9 protein-coding genes are annotated in these 11776 nt (G+C 55.1%); 1 reads left to right on the top strand and 8 read right to left on the bottom strand.

The features are described from left to right. From ACFVAV_RS35175 to ACFVAV_RS35140, 8 genes are all read right to left on the bottom strand, one after another. Positions 1 to 1286, bottom strand: a 1286-nt coding sequence (locus ACFVAV_RS35175; protein ID WP_379040010.1) for a condensation domain-containing protein, incomplete at its 3' end; no start/stop codon positions are given. 272 nt (positions 1287 to 1558) lie between these two features. Beyond that, positions 1559 to 2488, bottom strand: a complete 930-nt coding sequence (locus ACFVAV_RS35170) for an endonuclease/exonuclease/phosphatase family protein (protein WP_379040009.1) — start codon at positions 2486 to 2488, stop codon at positions 1559 to 1561. A 217-nt stretch (positions 2489 to 2705) separates the two neighbouring features. Further along, on the bottom strand, positions 2706 to 3740 hold the full coding sequence (locus ACFVAV_RS35165; protein ID WP_379040007.1) for a dTDP-glucose 4,6-dehydratase: 1035 nt from the start codon (positions 3738 to 3740) through the stop codon (positions 2706 to 2708). Between the two features lie 46 nt (positions 3741 to 3786). Continuing rightward, on the bottom strand, positions 3787 to 4902 hold the full coding sequence (locus tag ACFVAV_RS35160; protein WP_379040006.1) for a DegT/DnrJ/EryC1/StrS family aminotransferase: 1116 nt from the start codon (positions 4900 to 4902) through the stop codon (positions 3787 to 3789). 77 nt (positions 4903 to 4979) lie between these two features. Continuing rightward, complete coding sequence (locus ACFVAV_RS35155) at positions 4980 to 6206, bottom strand: NAD(P)/FAD-dependent oxidoreductase (RefSeq protein WP_379040011.1); 1227 nt, start codon at positions 6204 to 6206, stop codon at positions 4980 to 4982. A 65-nt stretch (positions 6207 to 6271) separates the two neighbouring features. After that, complete coding sequence (locus ACFVAV_RS35150; protein ID WP_379040005.1) at positions 6272 to 7261, bottom strand: NAD-dependent epimerase/dehydratase family protein; 990 nt, start codon at positions 7259 to 7261, stop codon at positions 6272 to 6274. Positions 7262 to 7415: 154 nt separating this feature from the next. Next, a complete protein-coding gene (locus ACFVAV_RS35145) occupies positions 7416 to 8336 on the bottom strand; it encodes a hypothetical protein (RefSeq protein ID WP_379040003.1) in 921 nt (306 codons plus the stop codon). A gap of 495 nt (positions 8337 to 8831) precedes the next feature. Continuing rightward, entirely contained in the window at positions 8832 to 9875 is a 1044-nt protein-coding gene (locus ACFVAV_RS35140) for an alpha/beta fold hydrolase (RefSeq protein ID WP_379040002.1), read from the bottom strand. 1245 nt (positions 9876 to 11120) lie between these two features. Here ACFVAV_RS35140 and ACFVAV_RS35135 point away from each other — a divergent pair. After that, positions 11121 to 11318, top strand: a complete 198-nt coding sequence (locus ACFVAV_RS35135; RefSeq protein ID WP_379040001.1) for a transposase — start codon at positions 11121 to 11123, stop codon at positions 11316 to 11318. Positions 11319 to 11776: the final 458 nt, after the last annotated feature.

The following is an 11776-nucleotide window of genomic DNA, read 5'->3' as shown; positions in this document are numbered from 1 at the left end:
TCATTCCACGCCCGAACGACCGACTCACGTTCAGTGCTACCGAGCAAATCTATCGCGCCAACTCGAACCGACCCATCCCGCACAAACGACGTGATGACGTCGACAACGCCTTGAGCAAATCTTTCAATATCTTCTCTACAATAGTAATCATCATTGGCGAGGGTTATAAACTTGACAGCAGAACCACCGCCAACATTGCGCTGAACAACGAATGTAACGTCTTCAATTAGGCCGAATCTGATATGCTCGAACTCGCCTGTCGCATCGCCGAATCTGACGGTGCCGAGGAAGGGAATCAAATTCAACGTCGGCCCAAATGGATTCTCCAAGGATCCAGGGCGAACCAACCGATGTAACCTCGCCTCGCCGAACCCGGCGCGGGGCAAAATCGCACGCATCGAAGATACAACTCGCGCACAAACACTAGCAACCGAGTCGGATCTCCGGATATCTACACGCAATGGCACCCGATTTGCAGATACGGCGTGGGTATCTACTTCATGTTTCTCACCTCCCATTGTCGCCAGGCGGACACAAACACCATCGACTGCAGTCGATCTGTACACGTACACGGCGAAGCAACCGGCAATCAATTGATTCACACCGATACCCATCGACGCGGCCGCCCGCTGCCATTTCGCCACCTCCGAAGCTGTCACAAGAGTTTCAATCCGCAACGCTCCCGAACCGCGCCCGACCGAAGGCAAAGGGGCCATCGGCACGAAATCTGAAAGATAGTCAGACCAGAACTCCTCATCCGACATAGCGACGGGCTCGCCTCGAACAACCAGCTGCTTAGAGGGCGATGTAATCGCTGCCGGGTCGGGCTCGGCCGATTCGACCACACCCAAGGCGGCTGCCTCATATTCGCGGCTGATCCTTTGCACTATCCTACTAACTAGGCTGCCATCCAGGATGATGTGGTGACCACCGACTATCAAGATCGATCGCGTGTAATCAACGATAACGAGCCCGATTCTGAACAGAATGTCGGACTCGATCGCGTACTTCCTATCGAGAACCTCTGCAGCCCAGGACTCTGCCGTCGCCGCCGGGCTCTCACTATTCCGAAAGTCCTGAAGGAAAGGACGCCAAGCACCGAGCGGTCGCACTCGCTTCTTCAGAGCACCGTCTACCACGGTGAAGTTTGCTTGAGTTCCAATCATGTCGACGACCGACAATTCAATGGCCTTCATGAACAGTGAGTGGTCAATCGGACCATCAATCTCGACGCCACAGCCGATGTTGTGAGACTTTTCGCCAGCCACTTCTTCCATTGCCCACATGCCTACCTCGATATCAGAGGCACTAGACAAGTGACTAAACGATCTCACCACAATCTCCTCAAATCATTGTTCAGATACAAGTATCGCTCCGGCACAACTGCGAACAAACCCGTACCGTTGCTCCTTGGCTAGAAGGCAACATCTATTTGGCCAGACCACCTGGTTAAAGCCGGAGCTCGATCGGGGCCGAGTTCAGAATTCGAACCGAACCCGGCCCATACTTCAACCGCGCGGGCTTCGGCTCCTTGAGTTCAAACGATATCCAAGGCCCGTCATCGATGCACCTTAATCTCTGCCCCTATTAGCTCATGGTCTGACACCGGATAGCCAGCACTATTAACAGCTGGTGCGACGAATGGACATGAGGCCTCAATACCAGAACGTACAAGCAACCAGTCACAACGCCGATGAGGCTTGGCTGGCCACCCGTTCGGCTTGGTTCTCCGTGTGTGTGCAGAGGTATTGGACGTAGTCCAGTTGTACCCGAACCGTTGTGCCACCGTAAACATCGGTTCGTACTCCTGAACAGACCTCAACCACGGGTTGAATCGCATGACCGGCTCGGTAGTATCATCCGACGGGGGCACTCCGTTGGTATTCAGATCTCCACCAAAAATATCGGGAAGCCCCGCGGGCGACATGCCCTCCATAAGAGCGGTCACTTCGTCCTGCCGCTTCAGCGGAGTATAGAGGCTCTCGAGATGAGCTGACGCAACCCTGAGGCTTCCCGAACTGATCACGATATCTGCCAAAAGTACGCGCCGGCCTCCAATCCTTCGGTGATGCCAGTCCAGATCAAACCAGTTTCCCTGCCTGCCGGCCAGAACTATATTCAGATTCTGCATCGGAAAGCGAGATAGAATCGCATTTCCGTGGAGAGAATGGCTGTTCCGCTCGTCGGCATAGGCGACCGATTCCGTCTGATCGCCGATACCGATCTCAACGAACTCAGCACAGAATGCATATCCGAATCCCAGTAGCGAGGCCAGCGTACGAATTGTGTTGAGATTCCCGGATCGCGCCATCCCAATATCAACTTCGGAAATGAGTACGACATCCAGCTGAAGCGCACGAATAACCTTCGCGGTGGCGTTGACGAACTTACATCTCTCCAAGTTCCAAGCGCCGATGGTGATAGATTCGATAAGTTGGCCTGGGTTCGGCGGTGCCACCGGTTGTCTGACCTCGATGACGTCGAACACTCCCGAAGCAACGTACAACTCATTATGCGAGTCCTGCCCACCATCAGCGGAATCCGCACGCAATACAAACTCCCGCGGCACTGGTCGAATCTCCTGAACGATACGGGAGGGTCCATATAGGTCGTAAAGCTGAGACAACTGACTCATCCTGTGTCGACGTAGCATGATAAATAAGCGGCTCTCCGAACATGCATATCCGGAGAGCCCTCATCCGTGGTCAGCCCGCGTTTCGAGCTGCGAACTCGGATCGAGCAGCCGAGCTTGCCGCCAAGTACTCGTTGAACTCCTGCGATGCAACCTTGGGTTGCCACCAAGATGCATTTGAGCGATACCAATCAATGGTATCCGCCACAGCCTCGTCGTGCGTCCGCGTCGGCTTCCAGCCGAGTGCGCGTATGCCTGAGTCGTCCATCTTGTAGTTGTAGTCATGAGCCACTCGATCGACCGTGAACTCCGCTAGCGACCGCGGCTTTTCCAGGTGATCCAGAATACGATGGGCGAGGTCCTTCAAAGACGACTCATTTCGGGAGATGACATTGTACGCGGTTCCGACCACACCCATTTGCAATACGAGAGAGTTCGCCCGATTGAGATCATCAACGTGAATGAAGTCCCGTACTGCTGAACCGTCACCGTAAACCGGCAAAGGGCTATCTTGCAGTGCAGCGGTAATCCAACGCGGGGTTACCTTCTCCGGGTGCTGTCGTGGGCCGATTGCAACAGATCCTCGGGTGAAGACAATCGGAACTTTGAAGCTCTGCAGGTAAGCACTGCAGAGCATTTCCGCAGCAGCCTTGCTGCCAGCGTAGATGTTTCTTGGAAACAATGCCTCACGCTCCGCAGCCGGAGCACCCATCCGCTCGCCGTATACTTCTGGCGTACTGATCTGAAGAAACCTCTTGATACCGTTCATTCGTGAGCCCTGCAGTAACGCACCGGTTCCAAGCACGTTCGACTCGAGAAATGCACGGGGATTGAGAACACTACGGTCTACCATCGACTCTGCGGCAAAATGTGCAACCTCGTCCGCCTCAGCCGTGAGCTTCATCGCAAGTTCTTCGTTACTTATGTCGCCCTCAACAAACCGAAATCTGTCATCACGTAGAGCAGCATCGACATTTCTTCGATCACCTGCGTACCCCAATTTGTCAACGCCCGTCACCGCGGTAACATCGGGTCGTTCGGCCAACACAAGATCTACAAAGTTGCTGCCAATGAAGCCCGCGGCACCTGTAACCAAAATATGCGTCATTCTCACTCCTATTCTAGGAAGCAGTCGTCACTGCTCGCTGTCAAACCTAAGATTCCAAAACAGACCGAACGACAGCTATAACACGGGAAACATCCTCCTCCACCATACTCGTCCACAATGGAAGGCAAATATGTTGTCTGCTAAAAGAGTCAGCCTCGGGAAAGGACTGACCAGACGGAACATAGCTCCGAAATATCGGCTGCAAATGGAGAGGAGTCCGATAGACCTCTCTGGCGAGAACGACGCCTGCCTCCTTCGCGCGCCGTCTAAGGACGTCGCGGTCGAGACCATCGGAAAGCAGACAAACGGCCTTGTGTCCGCTGAGGACGTCCGATTCAGCAACAGCCGGGAAGTTGAGGACATCCCCCAGACCTTCTCGATAGCGAGCTATTATCGCGTTCCGTCGAGACAATCCATCGCCGAAGGTAGCCAGCTGCACAAGCCCAAGCACGGCACCGACTTCAGTCAACCTCCAGCTATTGCCGGCGAGTACGTGAAGTTCGCCGCTGGCATCTTTCCCTTGGTCTCGATATTGCCTAGCCAATTGCGCGATGACCTCGTCGGAGGTCAAGATCATGCCACCTTCGAACGTCGTCATAACTTTTGTCGGAAAGAATGAGAAGGCCGAGTGAGCGAAGCATCCCGCGTTGACACCGCCCAGTGATGAACCATGTGCGTGCGCTGCGTCCTCGACTAGGTGGATATCCCTACTCCGAAGCTCCTCCACTATCGTCGGGAGCTCCGCAGATATGTGCCCACCGATATGTACGACAACTACCGCTGCCGTCCGTGGCGAGATTTTCGATAGAATTGCGTCAAGAGTTGCGGCTAGCCCGCTATCGTAGAATACAGGGATCCCGCCTGCGGCGACGACCGACATTGCCGTTGCAAAATTGGTATTCGTCGGCACTAGGACATCCCTTCCTGCAATGCCGATAGAGCGAAACAGGATCTCTAGGGCAGTGCTTCCAGAGTTGACCGAAACTGCATGCTGGCCACCGAGAATATCGGCAAACATATTTTCGAACTCGGAGGTATACGCACCGAGGATCAGCTGTCCCGACTCGAGAACCTTCCGAAATCCAGCTAATGCCTGGTCGATTTGCGAATCCGTAAAGTCGACTCTAAATGGAGCTACCGCGACTTTTTCAGTACCCTGCATCAAATTGCCCTCTTGCCCTAGTCATCTGCGTTCTGCGATCTCCCGGTTCAGCCCGGCTTCGGACTCCTTGCGTCGGTTCACTCACGGCGAGCAGATTTCGACAAACCCTTCCTAGCTTCTCGTCTGTCGACTATTGATATGGCAGGACGCTCCGAAATTCGGGTGGGCTCGTCGTATTCATCATCATCCGAAACATTTGGGTAATCCGCAGTCAAGATAACGCCGTCGCTCCTCAGCTTTGAAAGACATGCGGCGGCGGCTACAGGCGCTGCCGACATCTTGCCGGAATACAGTGAGTACAGACCTTCCGTCAACGTATCCACCTTGTGAAGGCGCGCAGATTCCTGCCCCCCACTTTCACCTTCGAGCATTAGTTTTTGACACGTGTACATACCCATTTCGGGACGCTTTGACTGCAGCTGGTGGCGGAGGCCGGGTAGCATATCGGTGCAATAGTCAATAGTTTTCTCAGTCATAGCAGGATGACCTTCACTAAGTTCGTAGCAGCGCTCCACTTCATTGTCGTACGGGATGCAAATTGTAATACCTTTGACTTCTCCCGCATGCCAGATGGGAACCACTGTCGGAGATCCCGGTGCGAGAGGAACGACGATAGTATTGAAGCTGGCGCATCCTATTGCCAGCACCCTCGAACGAGTCACCACGTATTCCGGGCCGGCTACTGATGGTAGATGATTCCTTAGAAAGGCAGGCAACCCCGCGCCAAGGGCAAGCACAACGGTTTCGGAAGATACCGAGCCACAATCGAGGTCGATCGTCCATAGTCCCCGTTGGTGGCGCATCCTGTCGACCGTGCCAGCAGTAACTATCTCTCCACCGCTTCTTCGGATCTCAGCGATCAGACGTCGAATGAGCAGCTGAGTGTCTATGGCGTAATCATCTGTTACTAGCACGTCATGATCCGGGTTGCCTGAACAGAGAAGATCAGCATCGCGGACGTCCGCCATAGCGCGTACCGAGAAGGGTATTCCAGCCGCATCGAGCCGAATTTTCACGGCCTCCATCTGTTGTGCATTCTCGGGCACAAATGCCCCCTTGACGTGCGGAGCGATGAGCGACGGCTGTGCGCCTCTGCATAAGCTTTGCACTTCGGCCGTCCCGCGGCGGCACGCGAGGGCTAGCTCAAAGGCCTCGTTCAGGGCATACAGCGCTCCACTGTGCAACCATCCCTGATTCTTCGTTGATGCATAGCCACCGAACGGCCCGATACTCAGTATTCGTGTCGGGGTACCTTGCCTCAGTGCACGAAGGGCCAGCCAAAGACCGCTCACACCTCCACCCACAACGGTCAGGACTCGGTTACGTCCTGTGACAACCGGGATGGCCTTTAGGCCCGTCTTTGCAGTGCTCAACGCTTGACCTGAGAATCACGCAGATCGGTAAACTGTCGGCGTTGGGACCGCATCACTTCGACGCCCTCTGGATATTCAGCGATCTCTCTCAAAAGAATCCGTGCGGCCTTACCGAAACTTGGACCTATACTGCGTCCAAGCAGGGAGTCTACTTTCGTACAGTCGAGCCTATGGCTCAATTTATCTAGCTCGCCATAGTGAGCTACAGCTGCGGGCTTACCATAGGCCTGTCCGAGCATTTTTGGGATCTGGGATACCGGGAATTGATCCATAGCCGATCCAACGTTCAAGATCGCGTTGCCCAACGAGTTTGGCGGCTCGTTGAGAATCGCGAGATAAACCTCAACAAGGTCGTCTAACCAAATGAACGGCCGGATCTGCGATCCATCTCCCATGACATTACATACGCCTGACATAACCAGGTCTGCTGCCATTGCGTTGACTACTAGATCGTAACGCATTTCCGGGGCCCATCCGAATACCGTTGCCTGACGAAGCACGAGCGGAGAGAAGGTCGGCGATGCCAATTTCAACACACCTCGCTCAGCGCTCGCATTCGCCTTGCTGTACACCGACGCAGGCTCGATATCGTCAATTTCGCTATAGGGATCTTCTCTCGCTCCGTATACGTTTGACGACGAGGGGAGGATATACCGCCTCACTCCGGCACGAGCAGCAAGGGCTGCGACCTTTCGCCTTCCAGCGTCGTTTGTCCCCCACGCGAGCATTGGATGCCGTTCCGCGACAGACTCATTACTTATCGCGGCGAGGTCAATGACTTCATCTATGCCGCTCAAGTCAGACAACGTTAGATAATTGATGTCGATTTTCCGAACTGCAATACTGTTGTCGTTCGAAGACTGTGGCGCTTTCTGGCCATAGAGCAGCGAGTCCACGACCACGACCCGACGACCACTTCGGACTAACTCCGGCACCAGCCTTGACGCTATATATCCGGCACCGCCAGTAACCATTGTTGTGATCATGTTAGTTTCCTTGACTCAGGCCGCTGGGACATATCGCTGCGGCTTCGCCGAAGCTTGCCATCCACTGTGGCAGCGGTATCTTCTGACTCGTTAGCTGAAGTATCGACATTACCGTCGAATCCTGCAGGCTTTGGGAATACCCGAACATCGATTGCTAGATGCTGGCATCGCCGCAGCCACAACCGAACTGTTCGGTGGTTTTCTTCTTATCAAATCCCGTAGTCGATATCAGAAGGTTTCCGACCGAAGGCGTGCGCCAGGGAACCTCAACTATCGGCTGCAGAGCATCGATGTTGCTGGCCCAGTTGTGACCAAGGTAGTCCACCGACATGCTCTTGATCGGATACCGCAATACGGTCCGCATATAAGTTAGTGATTCCGTAGGCACGCTTGAACTCACAAGTATGACATCATCAGCCATTGTTATGTTCGCGCTTTCTATTCCTACCGCTTCACCAGCTTGCCGAACCAAGTCAAGCGAAGGCCTCTGGTGTGCAGAGTGACACTTCTTGCGCTGCGCAGAGGGGCATTGACTATCCAAGCATTCTCGCCCGCTCAAAGCACCCTGAATATCCGGCTTTCGAAGTGCGAATGCTAGTGCACAGGCGGTGTCGAAGAACAACGGATAGTCTGGTCGGACTCCTTGCGCGTACTCGCGTAGGAAGTTCCGAACACCAGCGGGCCAAAAGTCGCCGACATTCTCGAATTCGTAATCAATATCCATCAGCTCGGGCCAGAATGGTGCCACGTGGTCACGGATGCCGTCGTTTAGCTTCAATCCGTTCACAGCTGAGCATAACGCATGCTCCGAAACGAACTCCAGTATTTCGGCGATGACGTCAGGATGCGAGTTTTGTGGAACAAATGGGCGCCAATAGTGCACGCGCGGAAGATCGAGTTCTTCGAGGCGGATGAAATTGTCCTGAAGCACGGCGCTACTGACAGTCGGCTCGAGACCGCTCCCGGCCAAGCCGGAGTAGCTGATGTAAAAAACAACCGGCTGGCTGATTGATTTTGCCAGTCGCATGAAGCTGTCCGGAATACTACGTTTTGTAATGAACACCAGTGGATTCACGCACTCAGACCTACCATACTGCTCAAGCACAGAGCTGTAGTATGCTATATTCGCTGGCGTCGCAAATGCGTCTGTTTGACTGCCGAAATGTATCGGCATATCTGGATGATAGGTGTCAGCATTTTGGAGAAGATCGACTGTCTCCGAGGGCGTCAAGTGAATGTCTGGACGCTTTGGAGTCTGGCCGTCCAACTTGAAGAAACAGTATGTGCAATTAACCGGACATCCCTCTACCCCCCCGCTCTCACTCAACCAGGTTTGAAACTGCGTGTATGCCTGTCGAGAGAATTTCTCAGGATCGAGTCCTTGACCTCTCACGCCTCATCTCCAATTCGATGCGGAATAACGTTCGTTAATAGCCCATGCTGCGTGCTGCCTACTAGTAATTTCGCCTGGCGTGCGGGCCGTGGCCACGTCCACCGATGGCCCCGAACTCCATCGACCAGCGCAATACTTAAGTACGTACGCCGTGGCTATGTACATATGGTTCTAAATTTAGTTCTTCGACAGCATCTTGAATACCGCTTCGCTCGCAAAGAACTCGCCATGCTCGGAGTCGACTGTTTGGAAATCAGCAGCTCGAGACAGTCCGCGATATGTCGATGTCGCGGCGGACCGGTCCTGGTCGTCCACGCTTGACCCGAAGACGGCCCGGATCTTTGTGTCTACCTTGCTCGGCCGATAGTCGAGGAAAGCCACCAGATTGCGTCCCGTAACTTGCATTCTTCTTTGGAAATGGGCCGGCGTAACATCCAACGGCAATAGACTGTGTTCGTGGAATTCGGCTACGATGTCGGCCCAGGTACTCACACCGAAGGTGGTCTCGCTGTGGCTGAGATGAGTCTTCGCGAGGCGCTCAAGCAGCGGATGGGTTCCGTCGACGAGAAGAGACTTTTCACTGGCCTGAAGCGCCTGGTCGCTCGGTACGGTGTCAAAGAGCAGCAGCTCTCGGACTTCGCTTCCTCGGGTGATAAGCCGCTGAGCAACTGCCCATGCGATCATCCCACCGAGGCAGAATCCAGCAAGGGTGTATGGCCCCTGCGGCTGATGTTGGACAATCTTCGCCGCATAGAGGTCTGCCATCTGTTCGATCGTTTGTAGCGGCTCGTGCTTGCCATCAAGACCGCGCGAACGAATCGCGACCACAGGAAAGGATCTCCGCGTTTTTCGTGCAAGACTAATCGCCGGTTGGAGAAAATAGACTTCACCACTGCGACCGTGCACGAAGAATACATTCTGGGTATTTCCTGCCGGTTCGTCGCCAAGGTCGAAAAGTAGGTCCTCGCGATTCTCGGCACCGATGGCGCGGCGACAATTCACGGCTATTTCTGCAACAGTGGATTTCGACAGAATTTCCTTGAGACTGACTTGGGCGCCCAATGCGCGCTCAATCCTACCGATCAGCGCACCCGCTAGAAACGAGTTACCGCCTGAAGCGAAGAAGTCTGTATCGTGATTGATGCGTTCTGGCTCCAACTTGAGCAGTTCTGCGATTATATTTCCTACTTGGTACTCAACCATATCTCGTGGTCGACTCATGCTCAGATCATCTCCACGTCTCAGCTACGCATCGCCGGAGGCTGCCATTAATGTTCGACGCAGCATCCTCGAATTTGGAGCGAATTGCATTGCTGAACGCTAGGTGTCCACGATTTAAAGATTGCGTTCCCCACCACGTGGTGTCATAACTAATGGCGATTCTCCGATGAGAATCGATCGCGTGCGCAAAAAACAAGTCTTGTACCCCTCCCCTGAGTGACGCTTGACGCGGATATTTCCTGTCGAGTGTTCTGGCCAGTATCACCAGATGGAGGCAATGTTGACAAATTTATGTGATGAGCGTCACATAGTCGCGGGCGACCTAGTCCATCGGTCGGGAGTGCCCCCCTTAGAGTCAACCCCAAGAGGGCTCACCTCCATCCAGAAACCGCGATCGTCATCATCTGCAGATATAGCGATTATCTATCGTTAGTTACGCACACTATTGATGCCCTGGGGCGGCGACGCTGAATCTGTAGGCGAGGATCCTTCCAGTTGCAGGGATCGCCCCTCGGAGGGCGTCTCTCGTTGCTCGGCCTCCTGATGTGGTTCTCCATCGGGCAGTTCCGAGACCAGTAGTGCTGCGACCCTGGAGTGATGGAATCTGTTGTAGCCGAATGGCTACTAGAACCCCTATCCAGGCGGTGGCGGCGGTAGGGTCGGGTCTCGTGGGCCCGTTCATACGCAAAGTGACGGCTGCCTCGGGCGCCACCGCGATGCAGACCCTGCACAGGTGTGGCCGCCCGATATAGGTAGTCGAGCACGTTGGCTCAGCCCACACCGCGGAGACCTCGCACTGCTGGCCCAAGCTCGGGCCCGTCGACATGCCGGTCGACGCGTTCTTGACCAACAAGTGCCGCTGGACCAGGTCGACTATCGTCGGTCACAGCGGCGACGGTCGCCGCGTCTGCGTCGATGGTGTTGGGCCATTTGCTTGCACACCGCCTATCAACGGCTCGGGTTCGGAGAGTTCGCCGACGACATTGCTCGATTTAGTGGCGTCGTTTTGCCACGTTAGCGTTGCCCATCGGGCCGACCAGCAATCCGAATACCACCCGGGTGCTGAGCGGGTTCCTGTCGATACCCGTCGCGATCCACGATCGCCCGCGTTCTGCCACGTAGCGGGGCGGAGAGCTACCGAACATCTTGGCCTGCAAGTGTTTAGAGCTCCGACTGTGTTCGACCGTTGTCAGTGAGACATGTGGTTGTGCAGGATGTTTCGTCTTTGGTCGTGGATGATGAGTTGTGTGCGGTTGTCGAACCGCTACTGCCAGCGAAGCCGATAAACACCGGGCCCGGCCCAGCACGACCCTGGTGTTCCAGGGCATCCTGTTCGTTCAGTTCATCGGGATCGGATGGGAAGACCTGCCTCGGGAACTAGGATTCGGATCCGGGATGATGTGTTGGCTCAGGTTGCGGGACTGGCAGCCGTCGGGTGTTTGAACAGATGCACCAAGCGCTCCTGGACCGCAGCAACCCGCCGGGTTGATCGGCCTCCGACCGGGTCATGATTGACGATTCGCATGTGCGGGCCAGAAACTGGGCGTCGCGACGAGACCCAGCCCGGTAGACCGTGGCAAGACCCGGTTCCAAGCATCTTATTCTGGCCTGCGGCAACGGATTTCCGCTCGTCGTCAGGCTCTCCGCTGCCAATGTCAACGACCACGTGATGCTGCCGGTCGTGCTCGATGGTGTCAGGCCGCTACGTGCCGAGCGGGGCGACTACGGCGTCGGATCAAGAATCTGATTCCGATATGGGCTATACCGAGCTGGGCAGGCGAGGGATCTCCGGCAGATCCTTCGCCGAGGTACCGAGACAAGGTCACTGTCGGCCGCTGGGTCGTGGAGCAGACCTCCGTCCTGCTTCACCAGTACCGACGCCTCGCTGTCCGATGGGAATG

Origin of the sequence: Nocardia sp. NPDC057663 (assembly GCF_042799895.1) — a bacterium.
In the GTDB taxonomy this organism is placed as follows: Bacteria; Actinomycetota; Actinomycetes; order Mycobacteriales; family Mycobacteriaceae; genus Nocardia.
This window is presented reverse-complemented; position numbering and strand designations above follow the sequence as displayed.